The 24,684-nt window shown below is 42.4% G+C and carries 23 protein-coding genes; 9 read left to right on the plus strand and 14 right to left on the minus strand.

Translation table 11 applies throughout. The features are described from left to right. Nucleotides 1-7: 7 nt before the first annotated feature. From Q9312_RS12985 to Q9312_RS13005, 5 genes are all read right to left on the minus strand, one after another. The gene (locus tag Q9312_RS12985; protein WP_309201286.1) at nt 8-697 is read right to left on the minus strand and encodes a uroporphyrinogen-III synthase; all 690 of its coding nucleotides are present in this window, start codon (nt 695-697) and stop codon (nt 8-10) included. A gap of 37 nt (nt 698-734) precedes the next feature. Continuing rightward, on the minus strand, nt 735-1,667 hold the full coding sequence (gene hemC / locus Q9312_RS12990; RefSeq protein ID WP_309201287.1) for a hydroxymethylbilane synthase: 933 nt from the start codon (nt 1,665-1,667) through the stop codon (nt 735-737). Nucleotides 1,668-1,794: 127 nt separating this feature from the next. After that, nucleotides 1,795-2,529, minus strand: a complete 735-nt coding sequence (locus Q9312_RS12995; protein WP_309201288.1) for a LytR/AlgR family response regulator transcription factor — start codon at nt 2,527-2,529, stop codon at nt 1,795-1,797. Continuing rightward, a complete protein-coding gene (locus tag Q9312_RS13000) occupies nt 2,529-3,548 on the minus strand; it encodes a sensor histidine kinase (RefSeq protein ID WP_309201289.1) in 1,020 nt (339 codons plus the stop codon). Before Q9312_RS13000 ends, Q9312_RS12995 begins: the two co-directional genes overlap by 1 nt. 29 nt (nt 3,549-3,577) lie before the next feature. After that, entirely contained in the window at nt 3,578-4,387 is an 810-nt protein-coding gene (locus Q9312_RS13005) for a GGDEF domain-containing protein (RefSeq protein WP_309201290.1), read from the minus strand. Nucleotides 4,388-4,533: 146 nt separating this feature from the next. Here Q9312_RS13005 and Q9312_RS13010 point away from each other — a divergent pair, with 146 nt between their 5' ends. The 6 genes from Q9312_RS13010 to Q9312_RS13030 all read left to right on the plus strand — a co-directional run bounded on the left by Q9312_RS13010 (nt 4,534) and on the right by Q9312_RS13030 (nt 10,586). Beyond that, nucleotides 4,534-7,281, plus strand: coding sequence for a class I adenylate cyclase domain-containing protein (locus Q9312_RS13010; RefSeq protein ID WP_309201291.1), 2,748 nt, complete (start codon nt 4,534-4,536; stop codon nt 7,279-7,281). A 62-nt stretch (nt 7,282-7,343) separates the two neighbouring features. Beyond that, a complete protein-coding gene (lptM, locus tag Q9312_RS19455) occupies nt 7,344-7,481 on the plus strand; it encodes an LPS translocon maturation chaperone LptM (RefSeq protein WP_353961538.1) in 138 nt (45 codons plus the stop codon). Continuing rightward, complete coding sequence (dapF, locus tag Q9312_RS13015; RefSeq protein WP_353961539.1) at nt 7,471-8,301, plus strand: diaminopimelate epimerase; 831 nt, start codon at nt 7,471-7,473, stop codon at nt 8,299-8,301. The genes lptM and dapF overlap by 11 nt, the downstream gene beginning before the upstream one ends. After that, the gene (locus Q9312_RS13020) at nt 8,298-8,978 is read left to right on the plus strand and encodes a DUF484 family protein (RefSeq protein ID WP_309201292.1); all 681 of its coding nucleotides are present in this window, start codon (nt 8,298-8,300) and stop codon (nt 8,976-8,978) included. The genes dapF and Q9312_RS13020 overlap by 4 nt, the downstream gene beginning before the upstream one ends. Nucleotide 8,979: 1 nt before the next feature. After that, nucleotides 8,980-9,876 carry a tyrosine recombinase XerC gene (gene xerC / locus Q9312_RS13025; RefSeq protein WP_309201293.1) on the plus strand — a complete coding sequence of 299 codons (897 nt, stop codon included), beginning with the start codon at nt 8,980-8,982 and terminating at the stop codon, nt 9,874-9,876. Further along, complete coding sequence (locus Q9312_RS13030; RefSeq protein WP_309201294.1) at nt 9,876-10,586, plus strand: HAD family hydrolase; 711 nt, start codon at nt 9,876-9,878, stop codon at nt 10,584-10,586. The genes xerC and Q9312_RS13030 overlap by 1 nt, the downstream gene beginning before the upstream one ends. Nucleotides 10,587-10,624: 38 nt before the next feature. Here the strand turns inward: Q9312_RS13030 and Q9312_RS13035 are convergent, their stop codons facing one another. From Q9312_RS13035 to Q9312_RS13050, 4 genes are all read right to left on the minus strand, one after another. Then, a complete protein-coding gene (locus Q9312_RS13035) occupies nt 10,625-11,095 on the minus strand; it encodes a hypothetical protein (protein WP_309201295.1) in 471 nt (156 codons plus the stop codon). A gap of 78 nt (nt 11,096-11,173) precedes the next feature. Further along, nucleotides 11,174-12,610 (minus strand): coniferyl aldehyde dehydrogenase, encoded by a 1,437-nt coding sequence (locus Q9312_RS13040; protein ID WP_309201296.1) that lies wholly within the window; start codon nt 12,608-12,610, stop codon nt 11,174-11,176. A gap of 13 nt (nt 12,611-12,623) precedes the next feature. Beyond that, complete coding sequence (locus Q9312_RS13045; RefSeq protein ID WP_309201297.1) at nt 12,624-13,619, minus strand: D-2-hydroxyacid dehydrogenase; 996 nt, start codon at nt 13,617-13,619, stop codon at nt 12,624-12,626. Further along, on the minus strand, nt 13,619-14,539 hold the full coding sequence (locus tag Q9312_RS13050; RefSeq protein ID WP_309201298.1) for a 2-keto-4-pentenoate hydratase: 921 nt from the start codon (nt 14,537-14,539) through the stop codon (nt 13,619-13,621). Before Q9312_RS13050 ends, Q9312_RS13045 begins: the two co-directional genes overlap by 1 nt. Before the next feature lie 139 nt (nt 14,540-14,678). Between Q9312_RS13050 and uvrD the strand changes: the two genes are divergently transcribed. Continuing rightward, nucleotides 14,679-16,877 (plus strand): DNA helicase II, encoded by a 2,199-nt coding sequence (gene uvrD / locus Q9312_RS13055; protein WP_309201299.1) that lies wholly within the window; start codon nt 14,679-14,681, stop codon nt 16,875-16,877. A gap of 12 nt (nt 16,878-16,889) precedes the next feature. On the opposite strand, the gene Q9312_RS13060 is transcribed toward uvrD, so the two are convergent. Both Q9312_RS13060 and Q9312_RS13065 read right to left on the minus strand, forming a co-directional pair. After that, the gene (locus tag Q9312_RS13060; RefSeq protein ID WP_309201300.1) at nt 16,890-17,282 is read right to left on the minus strand and encodes a VOC family protein; all 393 of its coding nucleotides are present in this window, start codon (nt 17,280-17,282) and stop codon (nt 16,890-16,892) included. A 9-nt stretch (nt 17,283-17,291) separates the two neighbouring features. Continuing rightward, nucleotides 17,292-17,438, minus strand: coding sequence for a hypothetical protein (locus Q9312_RS13065; RefSeq protein WP_309201301.1), 147 nt, complete (start codon nt 17,436-17,438; stop codon nt 17,292-17,294). Nucleotides 17,439-17,571: 133 nt separating this feature from the next. Between Q9312_RS13065 and soxR the strand changes: the two genes are divergently transcribed. Then, on the plus strand, nt 17,572-18,027 hold the full coding sequence (gene soxR, locus Q9312_RS13070) for a redox-sensitive transcriptional activator SoxR (RefSeq protein WP_309201302.1): 456 nt from the start codon (nt 17,572-17,574) through the stop codon (nt 18,025-18,027). Between the two features lie 29 nt (nt 18,028-18,056). Here soxR and Q9312_RS13075 read toward each other — a convergent pair whose 3' ends face one another. Then, a complete protein-coding gene (locus Q9312_RS13075) occupies nt 18,057-21,152 on the minus strand; it encodes a DEAD/DEAH box helicase (protein WP_309201303.1) in 3,096 nt (1,031 codons plus the stop codon). A 135-nt stretch (nt 21,153-21,287) separates the two neighbouring features. Here Q9312_RS13075 and Q9312_RS13080 point away from each other — a divergent pair, with 135 nt between their 5' ends. Continuing rightward, a complete protein-coding gene (locus Q9312_RS13080; RefSeq protein ID WP_309201304.1) occupies nt 21,288-22,394 on the plus strand; it encodes a TRAP transporter substrate-binding protein in 1,107 nt (368 codons plus the stop codon). Nucleotides 22,395-22,449: 55 nt separating this feature from the next. On the opposite strand, the gene Q9312_RS13085 is transcribed toward Q9312_RS13080, so the two are convergent. After that, complete coding sequence (locus tag Q9312_RS13085; RefSeq protein WP_309201305.1) at nt 22,450-23,796, minus strand: TRAP transporter large permease; 1,347 nt, start codon at nt 23,794-23,796, stop codon at nt 22,450-22,452. Further along, nucleotides 23,796-24,326: a TRAP transporter small permease subunit gene (locus tag Q9312_RS13090; RefSeq protein WP_309201306.1), complete on the minus strand. Its 531-nt coding sequence runs from the start codon at nt 24,324-24,326 to the stop codon at nt 23,796-23,798. The genes Q9312_RS13085 and Q9312_RS13090 overlap by 1 nt, the downstream gene beginning before the upstream one ends. Nucleotides 24,327-24,684: the final 358 nt, after the last annotated feature.

Below are 24,684 nucleotides of genomic sequence, written 5' to 3' on the forward strand. Positions count from 1 at the left end.
AGACTTCCTATAGTTTATTCTTTAGATGTTCTAATTGTTTCGCGATACTTTTGGATTCAGCACTTGATAACGTTAGCGCCACTGAAAAGCCGAGCGTTTGCGCATAGTTGGCTAGGCGTTCACTGGTTACGATTAATTTTTGGTCTGTACTGTCAACCAAAGCATCGATTGCAACTTGCGAGGAAACTATCCAATAGACAGGTTGCTCAGACTTGGCCAATATTGCTCGCTGTTGTTCGGTCAGCAACTTTGGATGGCGTTGATATACTTCCCAACGAACGACGCTAGCCCCTTTTGCTTGTAAAGCGGTTTGAATCGTATCTCTGCCACCTTCGCCGCATAATAGCATGATTCGCTGTCCGGCCACGTTATTCAACGCTGGATGGGTCAATAAAGCCTCACTGTTGGCGATGGTTGAGTAATCGACGTGTTTCCAGCCATGGCTTCGAGCAGTTAAAGCCGAACTCTCTCCAATCGCTAAAAGCGGTGTAGCGAGAAGTTTCTCTGCTTTTTGGCGAGGCAAATTTAGTAGTAATTTCTCAGCAAATCTCACGGCGTTCGGACTGATAGCAATCACTTTATCGGCCGAGTCAATTGGCATTTTTGACGCTAATGGTGTGACTGAGATTAACGGAAAACTAAGCGTTTTAAAATGCCGCTGCTCCAGCTCAACTTGCAGTGCTTGGGATTGCTGCAAGTGGTCGAGTAATGATTAGCGTCGCCATTGGGTTATGCTAGATATCCTGAAGCGCCTGAATGATTGCGGTTGCTCCTTGCTCTTTCAAAGCTTCCGCAACCACTATTCCTAGCTTTTCTGGTTCTAGTAGGCTGCCAAAGTGTTCAAACCTCAGTAATCGAGAGCCGTCTACTTCTCCGACGAGTCCTCGCAATCTCAGCTCAGATTGATTGTCTGGCGATAACTCTGCAAAGGCACCGATTGGAACTTGGCAACCACCCTCTAGAGCATGGCTTAATGCCCGTTCAGCACGGACTCGTGCCGCGGTTAATTTGTGATTAAGCGGAGCAAGTAAATTCAGTGTTGCTTCATCATCGCTGCGACACTCTATGCCGACCGCGCCTTGCCCGGCGGCAGGTAACAATATTTCTGGAGCAATTTCGCTTTTAATGCGGTAGTTAAGATCGAGGCGCGTTAAGCCGGCAGTGGCTAAAATAATGGCGTCGTAATCGCCATCATCAAGTTTTTGGAGGCGTGTACCCACATTACCTCGTAATGTTTTAATTTCGATATCGGGTCGTAACGCTTTGATTTGACACTGCCGACGCAAACTAGACGTTCCAATAATGGCGCCAGAGGGTACTTCATCGATTCGATTATAGATATTGGAGACGAAGGCATCGGTAGGATTTTCTCGATCACAAATGACCGCAAGCTTTAAGCCCTCAGGAAATTCTGCCGGTACGTCTTTCATGGAGTGCACCGCGATATCTGCTTCGCCTTCGAGCATGGCAACTTCGAGCTCTTTAACAAACAAGCCTTTACCACCAATTTTCGCCAATGGCGTGTCGAGAATTTTATCGCCTTTGGTAACGAATGGAACTAATTCGACCGTTAGATCTGGGTGGTGTCTCAGCAACTCGGCACGCACAAATTCAGCTTGCCAGAGAGCAAGAGGGCTTCTGCGTGTTGCAATACGGATGGTTGGCATATACGGTTTCAAAAAATTCAACGGATCAAGAGTTTAGATCCTAGCATAAAGGAGCGTTATTTAAGAGAGAATATCGCTATTTTAGACGTTAGATAAATCCGAGTTTAATGTTCGTCTTGAAGTTCTTTTAGAGCGATTTCACCAATTTTCGAATCTCGGCAGCGTGTCGACGGCTTACCTCTAATTGACTGTCACAATGCTTAAGCGTCACAAATAGATGACCGTGTTCGTCTTTACTTAAACCGTTGATGTATTTTTGATTAATCAGGGCGTTTCGGTGAATGCGAACAAACTGCTCCGGAAAATCTTGTTCAAGCTGTTTCAGTGGCTCTTCGATTAAAACTTCGCCAGAACGATGCCTTACGTTGACGTATTTTTGATCGGCTTGAAAATAAATGATGTCTTGGAGTGGGATGAGCTGAACCTCCCCGCGGACTCGGGCCGAAATATGCTGTCTTTGAGGGAGTTGTGGTGCTTGATCATGCATTTTTGCAAGCTGTAGCTGATTGAGTTTGCCCGCTTTTTTTATGGCTGCACCCAATTGCTCTTGCTTCACAGGCTTTAGTAAATAGTCGATAGCATTGACCTTAAACGCTTGTAATGCGTATTCATCATAAGCCGTGATAAAAATAATGGCTGGCGGTGCTTCGGTTCGTGATAGGTGCCAAGCAGCTTCGAGTCCATCCATTTCTGGCATTCTAATATCTAGAAAAATCAAGTCGATGGAATGTTGAGCGCACTGCTTAATTGCGTCTATGCCAGTTTCTGCCTCAAAAATGCTGTGTTGCTCGCCAGTCTGTTCGAGTAAACGCTTTAATCGCTCCCTGGCCAAATACTCGTCATCAGTAATCAGAATATTCATTAAGCCGATTCCTGCTCTAAAGTTTGCGGTATGATTAATTTTACTAAGTATTGCTGTTGGTGTTGTTCGATGGTCATGCTCGCCGCAGCGCCATAGCGAATTCTAAGGCGTTCTCGAATGTTGTCATGGGCCACCTGATTGCCTCGACTGTTCGCGATGTCAGGAACAGGGTTAATCACGCTCAGCAGCAATGAATGCTCATCAGATTTTACCGAAATGGTTACCGTACCCCCTTTATGCAGTTGCTGTATTCCATGGTAAACCGCATTTTCTACCAAAGGTTGAAGGGTAAATGGCGGAATCAAATAGGGCTCACAAGATGGCTCCACATCCCATATGACACTTAACTTTTCACCCAAACGTTGTTGCTCAATAAATAAGTAGTCTTTGCAGGTGATGATTTCTTGCGCCAAGGTGATGAGCTCTTGTGATGGTCGCAGGTTTGAGCGGAGCAACCCTGCTAGTCGCTCGATGGTTGTTTCAGCCTTTTCGGGGGCAATCGAAATCAAGGAGGCGATGGTATTTAAAGTATTAAACAAAAAGTGAGGGTGAATTTTTGCTTGCAATGCTCGAAACTGCGCTTCTCCCTCAGCTTGAATACTGTTATGCATGCGTTGGCGCAGGTAGAGATAACGCATCCAAGCTAATGAAATTAACGTGGCGATAACCAGATTTCGGAACACAAACCATTGTTGTTCTGGGTTGTGCCAGTCTAGCTCAACACCCACGTCAACGAGTGGAATCGCAATAAGACTGGACATCACCGTCGTAGTCATCACAATAACCGTCGCTAAGAGGGTTGATATACCCACTGATTTTGCGTTTAACCAGTCTCTGGCGGCACAAAGTAAAAAGCTGATGACTAAGCTAGTCCAGAATATAAAAAAACTATAGAGCCCGAGTTTTAGCCAAAACGACTCGGCTGAATTGAAGGTTAGTAGAGTGAAAAGCAGCGCGAGAAGCTCCGACAACAATATGAGAATAAAGACACGCGGAAGCTGACAGAGCTTTGGAATCATGCCTTTTTCTTGTTGGTTGTTAAGAGTCATCAGGTGTTTTGATACTGACTCATAAGGGCCGTCATTTTTGCAACTAAGTCGTCTCTAGCTCTGTCCAACAGTATGCCTGCTGAATCTCCTTTTTGCCAAAATGCAGCGCCAATGACCAGTTCAAAGTCGCAGTTTTTGAACTCTTGACGCATACGCTCGGAAATCACTTGCTCCAGTTTTGCTTTCAACGCTTCACTGGCTTGCTGTGATGTCTCAGGGAGGACCAGCAGCGTTTCGCCAGATTCCGAGTGTCCGATCATGTCTGCCCAGCGTAACTCATCTTTCAGAACCGATTCGACTAAATTGTTAACGGACTGCTCTAATTGTGGGTCATTAACTGCTTGAAAACACACCAGTTTAATCTTAAACAGGGTGAGTGGATTATCGTAGCGACGACTGCGCGATACTTCATAGTCTAAAAACTGAATCCAGTTTGGACGCTTCGGAAGACTGCCCGCCAATTGGCTTAATTTGCTAGAGTGAGCGGTGAGTGCCATCGACTTAAAGAAGTGCACCGTATAAGTTGGATGACTAGGAAGCAATGCTGTCCAGTGATGAAGGTACAGAGTTTGAGTACGCTCGGTATTCAATAAACAATAAAGGTCGCCCTTTTCATCGGCAGCCTCTAGGGGCAAAGCCATCCAATTTTGGCCTTGCCAGTAGTTACTGTTTTCTCCGCTCCAACGCTCAAACTCATTGTTTATCCATATTATTTCTCGATTTTCGTCTAAAATAACTAGACCAACCTCTGAGATACTGAAAATCTCATTGATAGATTTTTGAAAGTCGAAGCGTGTTGACGTCTGCATATTTTCGAAACTTTGGTTAATGAAATAAGATTTCTAGGAATTTTTGTTGTAACAAATCACTAGAGTCTTTAACCTTAAATCATTATCGAAGAAATGCCAATATAATCAGCGTGTTGAGTGTATAATAACTAGGCAAAAGAGCTTTCATGGGGCAAAAGACGTCTTTAGTAGATTTAAGTTCGCTTGAAATTGATCGTAAACAACTGAAAGAGTTGCAGCGACGGTTTCTCGAGCTGAATGACAAGCGCAAGCAGTTGTTAACTCAAAATCTAGGCGACAAAGAGAACGCTTTGATCGAGCTGTTGCCATTCTTATTTCATATTAATCATCCTACTTTACCTGGCTACGTTGGTGCAGATGCTCCCTGTGGTGTTGCAAACTATCAGCCAGAAAAATCAACCATTCAGTTGGCTAAAAAGTACGCGAAAAGTCTAGATTACAAACCCAGGGCGGTTCGCCAAATCGAGATTGAAGGTATTTATTTGATGGGCAGCGCAGGGTCGGTTGCGCACAGTATGCAGAGTGATTTCGATGTTTGGGTGTGTTGCAGTGAAGACCTTTCTCCTGAGCGAAAAGCCTTACTGAGAGACAAACGCGCTAAAATACAAAGCTGGGCAGAAGAGTTAGCGATCGATTGCAGTATTTATCTGGTTCAACAGTCGAAGATTATCGATTCAACGGCAGAAAACGAAAAAGAAACCATTCAAAATGGTTTGCTACTGGATGAGTTTTATCGAACCCAAGTTTACCTTGCGGGTCGATATTTGCTTTGGTGGTTAGTGCCGCCAGAATGGGAGCACGCCTATGCCGAATACACCAAGAAACTCATCAGTGCTCGATTTGTACAAAGTGATGATTGGATAGATTTTGGAGCAATTCCGGAGATACCTCGAGAAGAATATATTAATAATGCGCTTTGGTATATTAATAAAGCGTTAGAGTCTCCTTACAAAACCGCATTGAAACTTGTGTTGATGGAGTCATATTTAAGTCAATATCCCAATGTTAAACCGCTTAGCAACTCGTATAAAATATTTGTCCATAATTTGATTGATAATGCGACGGTCATTGACGCTTATCTTTTAATGCATCGTAAAGTCGAAGAATATTTAATTCTTAATGATCAATTTGATCGTTTAGAATTTGTCAGACGCTGTCTCTATCAGAAAATAAATTATCGTTTGGGTCGATCTTCTGCGACAAAACATAAAGCTCCAGACATTGTAAAACAACTTATCGAAGAGTGGGGGTGGAGTGACGAGAAGCGTAAAGTGTTTGATAATCGAGCTCAATGGGATATCAACCAAATAGGTAATGAAAAGCGTCTTTATATTAAACAGTTGATAACGTCCTTTCGAACCATAGGACAATTTTTAAAACAAGACGATGCTTTTTTCGAAAAATATAAAAAGCAGTTACAAAGCTTAAGTCGCAAGATAAGTGCAAACCTCGAGCTAACCCAGGGAAAAATTGAGCGTGTGAATATCAATTTTGTACCCAAAATGACAGGTAAGCATCTTTCATTGGTTCGACAAACCAAAGGTAAAGAGTTTGAGCTTTGGAGTTTTTATGATCGAGCCATTAGCCAACAAGAGTCAAATTCGGCAGAACCCGTTTATCAATGTCGTTCACTACTTGAGTTGCTTGCGTGGGCCAAAACGAATGGCTTACTGAATGAAGACACCTCGGTACAGTATCGAGATTCCAAGCAGCAATTACAATACGATGAATTAGAACGTCTAATTCAAACCTTATTGGCGACTAAGGTTGGTGATTCGACCAAAGATAACTCTGTCTATGAGAGCCTTCCTCTGATCAATAAAATGCACTGCTATATTAATGTTGCTCAAGATAAGTTGACCAATATTGCAAAGCATGGAATGCATATTATTACCCAAAAAATTGATCCTTTTTGTTATGGAAATGAATGTCTAAATTTAATCGAAACCATAGATCTTCATTATGAGAACAGTTGGGGAGAACAGTTTGTTATTCACTTTCATGGTGACAACTCGATGTCTGAAGCCGCTATATCTATTTTAGAGTTGATAAAAAGACAGTCAAAGCAACCTGAACTGAATTATTATAGCTTTACATCGATGCGCGCAGATGAAGTGGTTACTCGCGTTAAACTATTCTTTAGACATTTGATCAATGCGTACAGTCAGAATCTAGAAGAGCCAACAAAGTTTATTTACCGTCTGGGAATGCGTTATCACATTATTGAACAACAAAACGAACGATTTATCGTTCATAAAGTGAATAATGAAAAAGAACTTTCTCGATTGTTGATCAATCAATTTAGTCACTACCAGAACATACTTTTCGATCCACGATGTTTTACTGACCCAGTGATCCCAACCGCCATTAAAAAAGGAGAGCCAGGCAAAAATATCTTTATCGTAAAGAAACAGCATGAGACGTTAATTTCATTTTGTTTCGTTGATCATTTTGGAGGCGTGGTATTTGGACAAATGGGTGTCGATTCGATAGAGCAAAATATTATGCAGGTCATTAACTTTCTGACCAACAGCCTAGATGGGTTTGACACATCCAACTGGTTCTCATATCAATTAATCGATAATGAAAGACTGACACCGATAGCTATTGATTTTGATGAGATTGCTGTCAGCTATGAATTAGACATCGAAATCTTCAGTGACGAAGGTAAAGAGAGTATTTTGGTTTACTGTCGCGATCAAAAATACACTTTTTCTCTGGACGACCCTAATATTGGAGAAAAGTTTCTAGCTTGGATCGATAGAGCTTTTAACACCGCACCAGAACAATTCAACATTTCTAAGCTACGGCTTCCAGTGCCGATGGAGTTATTATCTGAAGGACGCCTATTGCTGGAAAGAAACCAACTATACTCGTTGCTGTTCCAGCAATAAAATCACTGTAAACTTGAAATGTACGCTTTCAGTCACCCTAGAAAACTGGGTATACTTGGCTCATGAATCGATATTTTATCCGAACTATACAAGTAATTGTCTTGCTGGCGCTCGTTGGATGCGGCCAGAAAGGACCTTTGAAGCCTGCAGAAGACAATCAAATGGAACAACAGCCACTGGAAATAAGCAATGCTAATTAGTTTTGCAAAGATGCAAGGGTTGGGTAATGACTTTATGGTGGTCGACACCATTTCTCAGCCTGTGTTCTTCAATGAGTCTCAAATAAAGAAACTGTCTGACCGCCACTTCGGAATTGGTTTTGACCAACTGTTGTTGGTGGAGCCTCCACAGCAACCCAATACCGATTTTCATTATCGAATCTTTAATGCCGACGGTAAAGAAGTGGAACAATGTGGCAATGGTGCTCGGTGCCTAGCTAGGTTTGTTAAAATTATGGGACTTACGTGGAAATACAAGTTACGAATTAGCACGTTAAAAGGTGTGATTTCTGCAAGAATGCATAAAGACGGTAATGTCACTGTTGATATGGGCGTTCCTAATTTTGAACCTGATAGAATTCCCCTTCGTTATGCGAACCGAGAGCTGAATTATGCGGTTGATGTTGACGGTATTAAATATTCCGTTGGCGCTGTCTCAATGGGCAATCCACATTGTGTACTAGAAGTTGACGACATAGAGCAGGCGCCGGTTGAACGCGTCGGCCCGGCAATTGGACAGCATCATTTGTTTCCTCAACAGGTCAATGTTGGTTTTATGCAAATCTTGTCGGATCGAGAAATTTCGTTACGTGTTTTTGAGCGAGGTGTGGGTGAGACGATGGCCTGTGGAAGTGGCGCGTGTGCGGCGGTGGCTATCGGTCAACTTCAGCAACGTTTAGGCTCTAAGGTAAAAGTTCACTTACCAGGAGGGGACTTAACGATTGATTGGGACGGTGAAGGGCAGCCATTGCTAATGACTGGTCCCGCAGAATTTGTTTTTGAAGGACAAATAGAAATATGACGGCAGAAAAAAGCGCAACGTTTACAGAACAACAGGTTTTCGATTTTCTAGCGGAAAACCCAGATTTCTTAGAGCGTCATCCTCGGTTACTCTCTCATTTGTCGATAAGCCATCAAGTAGAAGGTGGCGTTTCATTAGTTGAGCGTCAGGTAAAAGTCTTGCGAGAGAAAAATCGTGAGTTGCAAGGTAAACTCATTGAGATGCTGAGTGCCGCTCAGTCGAATGAAGCATTGTTAATTAAATGCATTCGTTTGGTATTGTGCCTAATTGATTGTCAAAGCCTTGAGCAATTAACCAACACTCTCAATGATTTGCTAAAAAGAGAGTTTGATTTAGATGCCATATCCATTAATTTGGGCGGGCACTGGCCAAGAACTGACAATGTTCGAGTTTATAAAGATGTCACTAAACTGCACAATGAACTCGACTGTCATTTTCCTGATGACGAGCCTGTTTGCGGTCGGTTGGATAGAAAAACTCGCGAAGTACTTTTTGCAAATACCGGCGTACAAAATGGTTCTGTTGCGCTCATGCCTTTAGGGAAACACGGACAGTTAGGTGTCATTGCGCTCTTCAGCGATGATCAAACCCGATTTTCTCCTGAAATGGGAGATTTGTTTTTGCAACTTATTTCGTCAGTGACCAGTCAAATGCTTTTGAGATTCAAAGACTTTTAAAATGTTTCTGAGTCAAGCGTGTGATAAGTTCTTAAAGTTTATTACCAATGAAAGACAACTGTCTAAACATACTCGAGACAGTTACGCAGCAACGATTTCTGACTTTATTCTGTTTTTCGAAGAACGCCATCTTGTTCAAGTCAACCAAATTAGCGGTCACAGTATTCGTCAATATTTGGCGGATATGCGCCGAAAAGGGTTGAGTCCGACCAGCATGTCACAAAGACTTTCTGCATTGCGAAGTTGCTTCAATTATTTGGCGCAAAACCGCTTGATTGATATTAACCCGGTTAAGGGAATTCGCGCACCTAAGTCAGCGAAATTATTACCGAAAACACTAGAGGTTGATGATGTAACAAGTTTGTTAGATAAGATGCCAGACGATAACTTTCTAGCGGCTCGTGATAAAGCAATTATGGAGTTATTTTATACCGCTGGCATTCGTTTAAGTGAACTACAAGCGATACAGCTGCATGATTTGAACCTATCTGATCAACAGTTGCGAGTGATTGGTAAAGGTAATAAAACCAGAATCGTACCTTTAGGCCGTAAGGCATGTGATGCTATTGAGCACTGGTTTAGCTTCCGTAACTTTGTAGTTGAAGATAATGCATCTTTATTTGTGACAGAAAAAGGAGCGACTTTAAAGCATCGTAGTATTCAAGCTAGATTAGAATATTGGGGAAAATATTTGGGGGTAAGCAGTCGTTTACATCCACACAAACTTCGACATTCGTGTGCCTCCCATTTCTTAGAGTCTTCTTCAGATTTAAGAGCTGTCCAAGAGTTATTGGGGCATGCAGATCTTTCGACAACGCAAGTTTACACACATTTAGATTTTCAACATCTAGCGAAAGTCTATGACGCAGCGCATCCCAGAGCCAAGAAAAAGTCTTGATGAAATTTAGTAACTTAATAGAAAACATAGAAATTATTGGCTTCGACTTGGACGATACACTCTGGAATAATCATCCAGTCATAAATGAAGCGGTCGACGAGCAGTTTCTATTCTTGTCAAAGTATCTTCCTAACTTTTCTCTCGAACATTTGAGACATAAATTTCAGATTATTGTTCAGCAACTGATTAGCAAAAACCCTATTGAATGCGAAGATATGACTAACTTAAGGATGTCAGCATTGTCTGAGTTCTGTAACCAGTTTGAACTTGAGAGCCCTGTGGCAAAGCAGGCATTTGAAGCCTTTTATGTTAAAAGGCAAGCGGTCACTCTCTATCCGCAAACGAAACCTTTGTTAAGCCTTCTAAAGAAACACTTTACGGTCGTTGCAATCAGTAATGGAAATGTCGATTTACATCAAATAGGCATTGCGCATTTATTTGATTTGCACTGGCAAGCGGGACGTGATGGTCGAGCGAAACCTCACCCAGAAATGCTCCTTCGTTTAAAAGACGTCTTCAACGTGACGATGGATAATGTTTTATATGTCGGCGATAGCTATAAAAATGATCTAGGTGCAGCTAAAGCTGCTGGTTGTTACTCGGTGGTGATTCCGAGTGCTGTTGAACAACACGATGTAAGCTATGAAAGATTGATTACATTTGATGATTTACAACAGTTTTATGATGAATGTAAAAGGCAACTAGCCTGATACGGTCGCCATCCTTAGCGACATAATTTAATTTTGCCCTAATCGTCGATATCTGAAATTTTAAACTCGTCTTTTTTAATTAGCTCGTCAATTTTAGAATCGAGATCTTTCTTAATTTCTGGTGTGCACATACCTTTGGGATATTGAGTTCTCACGAAATTGTCAGCTATGAACCCTCCGTACCTAACACCTTGTAAGAATGCATTGAATTTAATTTCAACTTCTGCGGCAACTTTGTTGGCACTGTAATCGTTCACTTTTCCCAATTCTGCAAATCGCTTGATATTGGCGTGTAATTTTTGATTAAAAGAAGTTGAGTTGGTATCTACCTCTAAATAACGTTCTAGCGCACATAATTCGATGAGTAAGTTAATGTTGAGCACATAGTTATAGCTCTCGATCATGTAGCTATTGACGGTGTCGGCTAGCTCCGATTGCTCATTGGCTTTGCTGTTTGGAGCAGCAATCAAACCAAGCGCGATAACCAACCAATAAATTTTTATTTTCACAGGAATACCCCCAAATGATGGTTTTCAATAAAATATAGTCTAACCCGTTCGCTTTGCCAATGCTTAAGCGAGCTCAATTTAACGCACAAATAATCGGTAGATCAGTTTATGGATCCAGCGCCCATAAGGAGGAAATGCTAGTTTCGCTGAATTAAACCGTCCACGTTGAAAGACCGGCTTTGTCTTTGAAAAGGTTAAGAACCCTTCTTTTGCATGATAATGCCCCATTCCCGAAGGACCAATGCCACCAAATGGCAAATCGTCTTGAGCGACATGTGAGACCGTATCGTTGATGCAAACTCCTCCAGCATGCGTGTGTCGCAATACTTGACGCTGCAATTTTCGATTATAGGACATCAGGTACAGAGCTAGCGGCCTAGGTCGTTGCTGAATAAATCGGATAGCGTCGGCGGTAGTTTGGTAACTGATGATGGGCAGTATTGGGCCAAATATTTCATGCTGCATCAAATTCAAGTTTTCAGGGGGATTAATCACTAAGGTTAAAGGAATTTTTCGGGCAGAAGGCTCGAAACTCTCTGAGGCAGGATTAAAGCTGATTATGTCACAACCTGCTGATTCTGCTTCGCCTAACCAAGCTTTTAGCCGCCCATATTGAGCTCCATTGATGATCGCTGAATAATCGGGGTTGTTCGCGACGGTTGGATAAAGTTTTTGAAATTGATTTTCAAGCAACTCAACGAGTTCGGCTAACTTCGAATCTGGACACAGGACGTAGTCAGGAGCAACGCACGTTTGGCCAGCGTTGAGGCATTTGCCGTAAAGCATTCGTTCAACCGCTACTTCTAAGCGAATGTCTTCGCCAATCAGTACTGGCGATTTGCCACCTAGCTCTAGAGTGACAGGCGTTAAATTGTTGGCTGCCGCGCGCATCACATGTTTTCCGACGTCGGTTGAGCCGGTGAATAGTAGGTGATCAAACGGCAATGAAGAAAATCCAGCCGCTATGTTGGCATCACCTTCAATCACCGCGACTTCGGTTTGATCGAATACTTCTTCAATGATTTCTCGAATGATTCGGTTGGTGTAAGGGGTATATTCCGATAACTTGATCATCACTCGATTGCCAGCGGCGATTGCCGCAACCAGAGGACCGAGTGCTAAAAAGATCGGGTAATTCCAGGGCACGACTATCCCGACAACACCCAGTGGTTGGTATTCGATCCAGGCTCGTGCGGGTTGAAACATCAAACCAACATGTCGCTTTTGTGGTTTCATCCAGCGACCAAGGTTTTTCATATAGTACCGCACGCTCATGAGCGTTGGGAGTATGTCGGCCAGCAGTGAATCGTCTTCAGAGCGGTGTGAATAGTCGGCACTCAAGCTTTTTAAAAGACGAACTTTGTTTTTTACGATGCTCCTGCGGAGCGCTTTAAGCATGTCTTTTCGCTCAGTACGTGCAGGATATGGATGGGCCCTGTAAGCGTGTTGTTGTTGCTCGAAAATGTCTTGCATAAACACTTTGCTATCATTATGTTGAAATTCTTGAGCGCTCATTCACATGTCTCTTTTAAACGATAATGTTACGTGGTTTTGAGTGGATAAAGCCATCAATATTCTTCGCCAACTCGTTCACTAACGTTTGCCTTGCTTCGATACTCGCCCACCCAATATGCGGAGTAATAACGACATTGGGTGCACTAAGAAGCGGATTATCATGACTTGGTGGTTCAGTCGACAATACATCACAGCCTAGTCCAGCTAGTGTACCATTATGTAAAGCTTCTGCCACGGCGTCCTCATCAAGCAGTCCACCGCGAGCGGTATTGATGAGCAACGCACCTGGTTTGAGTTTATCGATAAATGCTTGATTGACGAGTTTGCTGGTCTCATCGGTGAGCGGGCAATGCAAGCTCACGAAATCACTGATCGAGAGAGCCTGCTCTAGCGGAGTGTAGCCATCTTTTAAGTCGCGCTCTGGGAGTTGCGCTAATACTATTTTTAAACCGAATGCTTGTGCTACCTTGGACACCGCTTTGCCTATCGTACCATGACCGATAATCGTCATGGTTTTACCTTCGAGCTGAGAAAAGCCTTTTGGCAACATGACAAACTCAGGATGATTTTGCCATCCTTTCTCGATCAGCATTGTTTGAACCGCACCATAGTGGTTATTTAATTGCAATAACAGTTGAAAGCAAATTTGCACCACACTTTGAGTTGAGTATCCTGCTACATTACACACGCTTATGTTTCGTTCTTTGGCAGCAAGAATGTCGATATTGTTGTAGCCAGTCGCTGCGACGCAAATCAACTCTAGCTGAGGAAGTTGATCCATTAACTCGGCATTTATCACAACCTTATTAGTAATGATGTGTTGTGCATTTCGGCAACGATCTAAACGCTGTTTTGAGTCGGTCTGGTTAAATAAAATCAAGCTTTCACAACAATGAGCCAGTCGGCTGATATCGATATCAAAATGCTTTGGTGATAATTGCTCTGACTGATCACTGCGTAATTGGATCGGAGAGAGTGTGCCTGCGTCGAGAAAAACGGTGTTCATCATTAGCGTGTTATCGTAAATTCTAAGGATTTAAGAGGGCCAAATTGCGCCGTGTAGTCGCCTGGCAAAGCGGGGATCATTTGCCCTAATGCACCAGTGATTAATATGTGATCAGGGGTAATCTGGTAACCCTGCTCGATGCTGTGATTGATCAAAAACATTAAGGCATGCCATTGATTGTCCAGAGCATCGGTAGCCTTCCCCTGGTTGACTATCTTGCCTTGTCCCTGTTTATTTTTGACGGTTAATGAAACCGCCAAAGCGTTGATATCAGTGAGAGCAGGACTGGTTCCTAGCTGATTTAAAGGTGTTGGTGGGCCCACAATATAAGCTGCCGAGCCGAGGTTACTGGCAATAAGATCAGTGCCCGTTGCTGGCTTTTCTTTGGCAAAGCCGATATCAGGGAGCTCGATAACTGGATGTATGGCAGACGTTAATGCCTTTAATTGGTCAATCGACTCAACTTTCTTTGTCAGTGTTTGGTTAACGGAGAATCCTAACTCGGTTTCAATCATCAGTTTTCGATAATCGCTAAGCGATACGCTGCTGTTGTTCGTTTTAGAACCAGACTGTAAAAGAACACCCGCAAGAGCCTGCTCGACGCCAAACTTATGTTGACCGGCTTTTGAAGTGAGACCTGCTTTAAATCCCTTCAGTTTATCTTTCGTTAAGCGCAAAGAAACATAGGCTCTTTGCAGTTGATAAGGGTCGCCTAACTGGGATTGCTCGATGCTTAACAGAGGAATCGGTAGGTTCTGCTGCCAAGCCGTGTAGTAGTTAATTGAGATAACGTCGACGGGTTTGCGTTTGGCTTCTTTAATTTCGGCTTCAGGCGGGGAGACATTAGTTGCAGAGGCGATATTGACGATCGTACTCAACCAAATGATAGCCAATAACTTATTGAAAATAGGCTGTTTAGCCACGTGCACTCCTTTTCGAAAAGCGTTGAGTTCGCAGAAATTGAAATACGAAAGTGGTCATTGCATAACTTATGCCCTATAGATTAAACGGAAATGCAATGAAAGTCTGCATGCTACTCATTTAAGTGGTAGAATTGCGACCATGAACACACATCCTATTTTACAATCTTTGAATGACGCGCAGTCTGAAGCGGTCACTTGTGACGCTCCAGCTTTGTTGGTTTTAGCCGGTGCCGGTTCAGGTAAAACTCGAGTGCTCGTGCATCGTATTGCTTGGTTAATCAGTGAATGTGGTTTGTCTCCGCATGCTATCTTAGCGGTGACATTTACCAATAAAGCAGCCCATGAAATGCGCTCTCGAATAGAAGACTTGTTGGGTCGACCTGCCAATACGATGTGGGTCGGAACCTTTCATGGTCTTGCTCACCGTTTGCTTAGAGCTCATGCTCGCGATGCGGGTCTCGATGAGCACTTTCAAATTCTCGATAGTGATGATCAACTAAGAATCGTCAAACGCGTCGTTAAAGAGCTCGGGTTAGATGACAATGAATGGCCACCAAAGCAAGCTCAGTGGTTTATTAACAGCCAAAAAGACGATGGCCTTAGAGCACATCAAATAAAACACGATGGTGACTTATTTATCGCCACCATGACATCTATTTACTCTCATTATGAACAAGCTTGCCAACAAGGTTCGTTAGTTGATTTTGCTGAATTATTGTTACGAGCGTTTGAGTTACTGAGAGACAACCAAGCCATCCGAGAACACTATCAAGCTCGTTTTTGTCATTTATTGGTCGATGAATTTCAAGACACAAACGCGATTCAATATCAGTGGATACAGTTACTCACTGGCAAGCAAACGGCTGTGACCATTGTTGGGGATGATGACCAATCAATCTACGGATGGCGAGGGGCGCGAATAGAAAATATCCACCGTTTTCAACACGACTATTCCGACAGTGAAACGATTCGTCTCGAGCAAAACTATCGCTCGACCGCAACCATATTGCAGGCAGCGAATGCTGTTATTGCAAATAATCCTGAGCGGCTAGGTAAGAACCTTTGGACGAGTGGCGATCAAGGCGAGCCGATATCGTTATACGCAGCATTTAATGAGCAGGAGGAAGCTCGTTTTATAGCCTCGCGAATTGAAGATTATGTGAACCAAGGAAATAATTATTCCGAATGCGCCATTTTATATCGATCAAATGCGCAATCACGTGTGCTCGAAGAAGCTCTTTTGCAGCGCGGTATGCCGTATCGAATATACGGTGGCCTACGCTTTTTCGAGCGCGCGGAGATTAAAGACACGCTCGCCTATTGTCGATTGATTGCAAATCGTAATGACGATGCTGCCTTTGAGCGTGTGGTGAATACGCCAACACGAGGTTTGGGTCAGAAATCGATTGAAATCGTTCGAGATATCGCACGCAGCCGACAAATTTCTATGTGGCAAGCCGCCTTTGTCGTGCAACAAGAAAATTTACTACCCTCACGGGCTCGCAGTGGATTAGAAACCTTTCAAAGCTTGATTCAAAACATCGATAATGAAACACAGTCTTATGACCTTCATCAGCAAATCGATTTTGTCATTGAAGCCAGCGGTTTGCTCGAAATGTATCTGAAAGAGAAGGGTGAGAAAGGATTGGCTCGTAAAGAGAATTTGCAAGAATTAGTGTCTGCTGCTCGTGAGTTTGATGTTGATGAAATGGGCTATGCCAGCGATAACATTGGTGAGATTGAAGTAGAAGAAGAGATTCAGCCTTTGGTTGCATTTTTGTCTCATGCGTCACTGGAAGCAGGTGACACTCAGGCTGAGAAATATGAAGATTCTGTTCAATTAATGACACTCCACTCCGCAAAAGGTTTAGAGTTTCCGGTGGTGTTTTTAGCTGGTATGGAAGAAAAACTTTTTCCTCATCAAATGTCATTAGAAGACAATGATGGCTTGGCTGAAGAACGACGGCTTTGTTATGTCGGTATAACCCGAGCAATGAAAAAGCTCTATCTCTTGCATGCTGAGAAACGTCGTCTTTGGGGAAAAGAAACTTACCCCTCTATTTCCCGATTTATTAAAGAAATTCCCAGTCAATTGATTGAAGAAACGCGGATAAATGCGACCGTCAACAAACCAATGTTCTCGACAAGTACCTTGCGCGATAGTGATCATAATGAACATGGATATAAACTTGGACAGATGGTAGAGCACCCTAAATTTGGTCGAGGTATCATTTTAAATTTTGAAGGAAGTGGTCCCCAGGGGATGATTCAAATTAACTTTGAAGACGTCGGTGTTAAGCAGCTTATGTTGTCTTATGCTAAGTTAACACCGGTCTAATTACTTCTGAGTTTATACATGTTCGCGAATATAAGAATGTTCGTAACTGGTTATCTCATGATTGTGACCGAAAGGGTCATTAAAGTATAACGAGAATGAAACTTCATGATCAACACACCTCGTTAACGACTCAAAATCTTCAAGACGCTTTTTCCAAAGCAGAAAATTTTCTCCATTTGTTTTAAAGGCAATGCTGGTGATTGATGAATAGTTTTCTCGTTCAAAAATTGCCAAGTTGATACGGTTATTCGTATCCGAAAGCGTTAAAGGGCCCGTTGAAGTTGTTCTATTTGACAAATGCTCGACGACTTTGAATCCTAATACTTTTTGATACCAGGCTTCCGCTAGAGCCTTATCGTTCACATAAATGTGTAAGTGATCGATTCCTATAAGTTCAGGTAACATATATTTTCCTTATTTGTTGGCCATTGCTTGATTAAACACACGATAGGTTTCTCTTAAGAACTGAATTCGTTTGAATTTTAGTCGTTGCTGCGTCTCGCTAGTTTTCTCTGCGTGAATCGCTTTTTCTGATGGAGCGATTGAGGTTAGGGTCGACATAGATTTATCTCCTCTATTAACGGCGTGAATGTTTAACGGTAGAATTAGTCTAATACCTCAAGTTAACTTGAGGTCAAGGTTTTTTTAAGTAGTCTTATTCAATCGCATGTAGGTAAAAGAGAGGGGTGATTTAATGGTTATGTGGCGCATAGGAGAAGTCGCTCGAAGGGCTGGTGTAGCCGTTTCTACTCTGCATTACTATGAAGAGCAAGGGTTGATAGAAAGCTCAAGAAATGTCGGTAATCAAAGGCAATATGCTAGCAGTGTATTACGTCGCATTGGTGTTATAAAAAGTGCTCAACGCTTGGGCATCTCGTTAAAATCGATCAAACAAGCTTTCGCTAATCTTCCAAATCAACGAACTCCTACTACAGCAGACTGGAAAAAATTATCAAAGCAGTGGCGAGCTGAACTTGAACAAAAGATTCAACAGCTAACCGCTCTCAGAGATCAACTTGATGGATGCATCGGTTGCGGTTGCTTATCGTTAAAGAAATGCAAATTGCGTAATCCTAACGATGAGTTGGGAGAAAAGGGTTCTGGCGCGGTATTGCTTGAAGTGCCTAATTTAGGCAATGAGTCCGATTAAGACGCTTGCTGCCAGTTCGATCGTTCTCGTTACTCCGACCGTTGGAGCCTTGTTGATAAAGGCTCTAAGAGTTGTTGCCAATTTTGCTCATTTAATTGGGAGATACTCGTGAGGCTATCGGCATACAGCTGATCAGAAAGTGCGGACTTGCTTTTCTGTAACGTTTGAATTCGTTCTTCTACTGTTCCGCGCGTAATGAGTTTGTATACAAACACACTTTTGTTTTGACCAATTCGATAAGCCCGATCGCTGGCCTGAGACTCTGCTGCTGGATTCCACCAAGGATCAAAGTGAATGACGGTATCTGCCGCCGTCAGGTTTAGACCAGCACCGCCAGCCTTTAAACTGATAAGAAAAATAGGGATTTTTGCAGTCTGAAATTTTTCTACGATATCCCCCCGGTTTTTGCTTTGTCCGGTCAAGGTTAAATAGTCGATATTTAATTCATGGAGTTTTTTTGCAATGATATCTAGCATCTTTCTAAAAGATGAAAATAAAAGTATTTTTCGACCTTCTTCGATCATTTCTGGTAAAACTTGTAGTAACCACTCTAATTTAACCGAATCTTCTATCGCCTGCGCCGAGGGCCAATCGATCAGTTGAGGATGACAGCATATCTGACGAAGACGTAGTAGAGCATTACTAATTAAAATTTGGTTTTTATTATTACTCTGTGCATGAACCGCTTTTTGAATTTCTTCTGTCATTGCAAGTCTTACCGCTTCATAAAAATCTGCTTGAGACTCTGTAAGTTCAAAGCTTCGTTCAATTTCAACTTTCTCAGGAAGTTCCTTCGCAACCGCCTGCTTTGTTCTTCTCAAAATGAAAGGCGAAACTCGGTTGATTAACGATTTGTAAACTAAATTATCTTGTTCGCGCTCTATCGGTTGACGAAACATCTGTGTAAATACTTTTTCGCTGGCTAAATACCCGGGCATTAAAAAGTTGAATAAGCTCCACAGTTCACCTAGATGATTTTCTATTGGGGTTCCTGTCAAGCAGGCGCGGAATTTTCCGTTTAATTTAAAACAACATCGAGCAACTTTAGTCTTTGCATTTTTTATTGCTTGCGCTTCATCTAAGAAGATATGTTCAAACGATATTTCCGTAAGCGTTTCTATATCTCTTTGTAAAACACCATAACTTGTAATAATAAGATCGTATTCTAATAAATCATTGAGTGATTCATGCCGTTGAGATCCGTAGTAGATATACACTGAAAGATCGGGTGTAAACTTATGAGCTTCACTTAACCAGTTGCTTAATAAGCTTGTTGGAGCGACCACCAATGATGGTGAATGAGATTTACACGATTGAACAAAAGCGAGAGTCTGTAACGTTTTACCAAGTCCCATATCGTCGGCTAAAATACCCCCAAGTTGATTTTCTTTCAAAAAGGTAAGCCACTGTATACCTTCTACCTGATATTCACGCAGCGTCGCATTCAGCTTGAAGTCATGGTTTGTTTTAACGGCATTCAGTGATATATCGTTTAAGTGAGTAAACGCGTCTTTAGTGTAGATTATATCTTTCCAATCCTGTTTTTCTGATTGCTCGATAACTTGTCCAACGCGAGTTAATTGATGCGTATTTAAACTGAGTTGTCCGTCTTTCGTTAACGGATTTCTTTCAAATAACTCCATCAAAGTCGATACGATAGCTTTTAGTCGTTCAGCTGGGAGTTGAATAAATTGACCATCGGAGAGTGGCAAGGTTAAATCTTGAAGTTGATTTAGCTGCGAAATGTTAATGGTCTTATTTTTAATGGCATCTACGAGAGCAGGGAGAATATTAAAGCGCTGGTTATTTACCTTAACTCCAAGAGATAGATTAAACCACTGATCGTCTTCTGATACCTCAAGAGACCATTGCTGCACAGGTTGGCTGTTAAGCGAAAAGTTAGAATCAATCGAAAGATGCCATCCTAGCTGTGTCAGCCCATGTAGCCATACAAGATTTGAACTCAAAGGGCCTTCGATGGCTCTGTCTGCTAAGTCAAAGTGTTCGCTGTAGGGAAATTCAAAAGTTTGGAACACGGTAGTAATGTGTTGTAGCTGTTTAAGAAATCCTGCTACGACAGAGTGAATCTGTGAAAACTCATGAAATTTATCGATATCACCGAAACTGTATTCGCGATTGCTCTGGTCTTTGAAATAAACTTTTGCGGCATTAATAATTCGACTTTTATCACCTGCATAATCAAGCTCAATGTACTTGCTGATTAACTTTATACAGGGTGTTATTGGAAGAACTGGAAAGGGTTTTCGGTCGTCACTTTTTTCAACTTTAATGATTCGATTATGCGAAACATCTAACTGGAAGGAGTGGGTAATTGATTCGGTTAATCCCTCCGAAGCTAATTCTTGGAATCCTTCACTTAGCACTTGGAATCTTAGCGGAGGTCGTGAGCAAGCTTTCCAAAAAACTCGACGTGAATTAAATAATGTGTTCAAAATACGTTCAAGTTTTTTGTCGTCTAGATGAGTTAAGTTAAACCTACCCTCAATGTCCTCTTCTCGACGATTTTTAGTAAAACTGACTAGCAACTGCTGATCCAATAAGGTGATAAATTTAGGGAGTTTTTTAATTGACAGGTTAGCGTAATCGAGTTTTTCTTTTAATTGGTAGCGATTGTCTTGCGTTAAGTAGGCTTTGTAACATTGAACAAAAAAGCCATGGTTTAATTCATCACGTTTGAGAAGATATACGACTCGATGACGCGCCATATTTGGGTAAGGCTCGAACCAATTTTGTCTAAGTTGTTGTTGTATCGAACGCCAAAGTTGCTTGTCATCAAAATGCTCTTTAACTTGATAAGCAATAACATCGATTCGTTGTTTACTCTCTATGCTAATCGCTGCGAGATGGGCACATCGTTCGGCTCCACAGGAACACAAAAATCCATCGTCAATCAATGGCCAGCTGATGGTGCAACTGATTCGCCCTTTTGATGAGTTCTCAGTTTGAGCTAGTTCTGCGGTAATTTGTTGCCTCGCTTGATCATAATGCCAATCAATCATTATGCTGTGCTGCAAAAGTTTAAAGCCTTCGAACAACTGCGAATCAGTAAAAAAATGATTCAAATGATCGAGCGGACCTTTGAAAGAAAGTGGCTTAAACATCATAGAGTTAACAGCATAAAATTTATATAAGCTGACAATCATAACAAATTCGTTAGTGCTTCGAGAAGCGTTAACGTTGCATGGTAGCGATTTAGCAGGAATAATTCCGATACTCAGTGATTAACCAAGGAAAACATAATGAAAAGAAGAGCCTTTGTCGGCGCATTGGGACTGGGAGCGGCTGCGACCTTAGCCGGTTGTCGTTCGGAACAATCAGAGTGTTCTGAAAGCAGTTCTGAAAAAGTATCCAATAATAAAGTGATTCAATGGACAATGGTCACCACTTGGCCAAAGAATTTTCAGGGATTAGGTGAAGGCGCTGAATATCTAGCAAAAACCATTAATCAATTGAGCGGTGGTCGAATGAATGTCACCGTTATGGGCGCGGGTGATTTGGTTCCGGCGTTGCAAGTTTTTGATACGGTCGCTTCCGGAACCGCTCAAATGGGCCATGGCGCTTCTTATTATTGGAAAGGAAAACTGCCAGTCGCACCTATTTTTTCGGCGGTGCCTTTTGGTTTAAATGCGCAAGAGATGAATGGCTGGCTTTATCATGGCGGGGGTTTAGAGTTATGGCAAGAGCTGTATGCTCCGCTGGGTTTAATTCCAATGCCTGCAGGAAACTCGGGCGTTCAAATGGCAGGATGGTTCAATAAAGAGATCAATAGCCTTGACGATATTCAAGGTCTTAAGATGCGAATTCCTGGCCTAGGAGGAGAGGTGTTTAAGCGTGCCGGGGGAACACCTGAGTTAATTCCTGGCGCTGAGCTGTTCGCTGCGCTCGAACGGGGACGAATTGATGCAACTGAGTGGGTCGGTCCTTACAACGATTTAGCCTTTGGTTTACACAAAGCGGCTAAGTATTATTATTACCCTGGATGGCATGAACCGGGCACTACCTTGGAAGCCATCATCAACCAACAAGCGTTTGCAAAACTTCCTTCTGACTTACAGGCAATTGTGAAAATGGCCTGTACGGTTGCTAATTACGACACGCTTTCTTTCTTCACTCGAAAAAATAATGAGGCGTTGACTGAACTTACCGATAAGCACCAAGTTCAATTGAAGAAGTTACCAGATGATGTACTTAATCGATTTGAGGCTCTTTCAGAGGAAGTGGTTCAAGAGTTAGCTGTCACCGATGAGTTTGCTCGTAAAGTTTATGAATCTTACAGCACTTATAAAAAGCAGGTTTACTCGTGGCATCGAGTTTCTGAACAAGCATTTTATGATTTACGTCGATAATCGTTCAGTCTAACTCAAGAGCAAAAAGGCCGTAATTACGGCCTTTTTAATACTACTACTCGCTTAAGAATTCTGGCAGCCAGGTCGCTAGCTCGGGGAAAATTCCGAGAAGGATCAGTAGACCTAGTTGAATAAAAATAAATGGAACTGCGCCGCGATAGATATTTCTCGTGGTGACTGTATCGGGTGTCACTCCTCGCAGGTAGAACAGAGCGAAACCGAAAGGTGGCGTCAAAAATGATGTTTGCAAATTAAGCGCAATCATTATACCTAACCAAATTGGATCGACTCCCATGGCTAATAAAACAGGAGCGACAATTGGCACCACGACATAAATGATCTCTATGAAGTCGAGAATGAATCCTAGTAAAAACATGACTAACATAACAACAATGATCGCTCCGACGACGCCTCCTGGCATTTCTGACAGTAGCCCATGTACTTGAGCGTCACCACCTAAGGCTCGAAAGACCAAACTGAAAATCGAAGCTCCGATCAATATCATGAATACCATTGAGGAAGTCTTAGTGGTTGAAAGCATCACATCTTTTAATCGGGCATAATCAAATTCGCGCTGGTAAATGGCCAGCAATGTGGCTCCGGCAGCACCAATGGCAGCGGCCTCGGTTGGTGTCGCGATTCCAGTAAGAATGGATCCGAGCACCAAGAATATTAAGCTGAGCGGAAGTAATAAACTTCGTATCAACTCACCCATTTTTATTGCTGGTAGATCATGATTCGATGGCGCTAATGCTGGATTAATGGTTACACGAGTGACGACATAAACCATATAAGCAGCAACCAGAAGTAAGCCAGGAATCAGTGCGCCGATAAATAAATCACCCACATTAATAGGATCGCCACCATAGGAACTTCGATGCGCCGATGCGATGGATTCGCCTAACAGTATCAGTACGATGGATGGGGGAATAATTTGCCCCAAGGTTCCGGATGCACAGATGGTTCCGGTCGATAATGCCTGATCATAACCACGCTTTAACATAACGGGTAACGATAACATACCCATAGTTACGACGGTTGCGCCGACGATGCCAGTGCTCGCCGCGAGCAACATACCGACGATAATAACCGATAACGCTAAACCGCCCCTTAGGCCACCAAATAGACGAGTCATAGCATCGAGTAAATTTTCAGCAATTTTAGCCCGTTCAAGCATTACACCCATAAATACAAATAACGGCACCGCAACTAAAACTTGGTTATTCATAACACCAAAAATGCGCTGTGCAGAGGCGTTTAGCATTGAAGGGTTGAGCCATCCCATCGCAACACTGACACCAGCAAATAACAAGGCGCTGCCGCCAAGTGTGAAGGCGACTGAGTAACCAGCCATTAAAGCAAAGCAAACAAACGCGAACATCACAAACGGTAACCATTCCATTACAGAGGCACCTCCGTGTTAGTGTGGTTGCTAGAATGTCGCCACTGATCGATGTTGCGCAGAATTTGATTGAGACCCTCAATCATTATTAAAACTGGCATCACCCAAATAAGAGTTTTCAATAAGAAAACCCCTGGCAAGCCACCGGCTTCTGCAGAGCCCTCGCTGAGACGCCAACTCAGTTCGACGAAACTGATGCTGCTGTATAAAATGAAGCCACACATCGGAAATAAAAACAGTAAGGTTCCCAAAATATCAACGATGGCTTGCGTTCGAGGGGAGAACTTAGAGTAGAAAATATCGACGCGAACGTGTTCATTTCGCTGCAAAGTATACGCTGCTCCAAGCATAAACACGGCTGCATGTAGCCAAGTGACACTCTCTTGAAGGGCAATAAAGTTGATGTTGAAAAGCTGACTCATTAGGGTGCTGGTAAACATCACGGCGACCATGGCTATGGTCAGAAATGACACGCCGTGGCCGCAACCCACAGCAATTGAAGCTAAGCCTCGGCGAAACAGTAACCACATGGAATAGATTTCCCTGACAGTGTTATAAACAAAGATATCCACAGCTTTAAAAAACCTTCATGATTTTTGGCTAGATTGCATAACTCTGTGGATAAAATTTATAACTTATTGTTTTTTATAGTTTAAATTAAATTTTAAGATCCGCGCTACTCTACCGCAAAACGGCGACTTTGTGAATTATTTAAGAACTGGAGATACCAGCTCAAAAGTTATTCACATTTATGCATAAATAATAATGCTCATAAAATTAATGAGTTAGAGATTTAACCTCATAGTTTACTTGAGATAATGCACGTATCATCTTATATCTCAAATCGATATTGACTCGCAACTGCCTGCTAAACAGGTACAATGTGCG

The organism is Pleionea litopenaei, from assembly GCF_031198435.1.
Taxonomy (GTDB): domain Bacteria; phylum Pseudomonadota; class Gammaproteobacteria; order Enterobacterales; family Kangiellaceae; genus Pleionea; species Pleionea litopenaei.

Coding starts and splice junctions, on each gene's coding strand:
- Q9312_RS13065 (WP_309201301.1), bottom strand. CDS start 17,438: ATGTCGACCCTAACCTCAATCGCTCCATCAGAAAAAGCGATTCACGCA.
- soxR (WP_309201302.1), top strand. CDS start 17,572: ATGGTTATGTGGCGCATAGGAGAAGTCGCTCGAAGGGCTGGTGTAGCC.
- Q9312_RS12995 (WP_309201288.1), bottom strand. CDS start 2,529: ATGAATATTCTGATTACTGATGACGAGTATTTGGCCAGGGAGCGATTA.
- lptM (WP_353961538.1), top strand. CDS start 7,344: ATGAATCGATATTTTATCCGAACTATACAAGTAATTGTCTTGCTGGCG.
- hemC (WP_309201287.1), bottom strand. CDS start 1,667: ATGCCAACCATCCGTATTGCAACACGCAGAAGCCCTCTTGCTCTCTGG.
- Q9312_RS13030 (WP_309201294.1), top strand. CDS start 9,876: ATGAAATTTAGTAACTTAATAGAAAACATAGAAATTATTGGCTTCGAC.
- Q9312_RS13090 (WP_309201306.1), bottom strand. CDS start 24,326: ATGTGGTTACTGTTTCGCCGAGGCTTAGCTTCAATTGCTGTGGGTTGC.
- Q9312_RS13040 (WP_309201296.1), bottom strand. CDS start 12,610: ATGAGCGCTCAAGAATTTCAACATAATGATAGCAAAGTGTTTATGCAA.
- dapF (WP_353961539.1), top strand. CDS start 7,471: ATGCTAATTAGTTTTGCAAAGATGCAAGGGTTGGGTAATGACTTTATG.
- Q9312_RS13010 (WP_309201291.1), top strand. CDS start 4,534: ATGGGGCAAAAGACGTCTTTAGTAGATTTAAGTTCGCTTGAAATTGAT.
- uvrD (WP_309201299.1), top strand. CDS start 14,679: ATGAACACACATCCTATTTTACAATCTTTGAATGACGCGCAGTCTGAA.
- Q9312_RS13000 (WP_309201289.1), bottom strand. CDS start 3,548: ATGATTCCAAAGCTCTGTCAGCTTCCGCGTGTCTTTATTCTCATATTG.
- Q9312_RS13080 (WP_309201304.1), top strand. CDS start 21,288: ATGAAAAGAAGAGCCTTTGTCGGCGCATTGGGACTGGGAGCGGCTGCG.
- Q9312_RS13075 (WP_309201303.1), bottom strand. CDS start 21,152: ATGATGTTTAAGCCACTTTCTTTCAAAGGTCCGCTCGATCATTTGAAT.
- Q9312_RS13085 (WP_309201305.1), bottom strand. CDS start 23,796: ATGGAATGGTTACCGTTTGTGATGTTCGCGTTTGTTTGCTTTGCTTTA.
- Q9312_RS13060 (WP_309201300.1), bottom strand. CDS start 17,282: ATGTTACCTGAACTTATAGGAATCGATCACTTACACATTTATGTGAAC.
- Q9312_RS13045 (WP_309201297.1), bottom strand. CDS start 13,619: ATGATGAACACCGTTTTTCTCGACGCAGGCACACTCTCTCCGATCCAA.
- Q9312_RS13020 (WP_309201292.1), top strand. CDS start 8,298: ATGACGGCAGAAAAAAGCGCAACGTTTACAGAACAACAGGTTTTCGAT.
- Q9312_RS13005 (WP_309201290.1), bottom strand. CDS start 4,387: ATGCAGACGTCAACACGCTTCGACTTTCAAAAATCTATCAATGAGATT.
- xerC (WP_309201293.1), top strand. CDS start 8,980: ATGTTTCTGAGTCAAGCGTGTGATAAGTTCTTAAAGTTTATTACCAAT.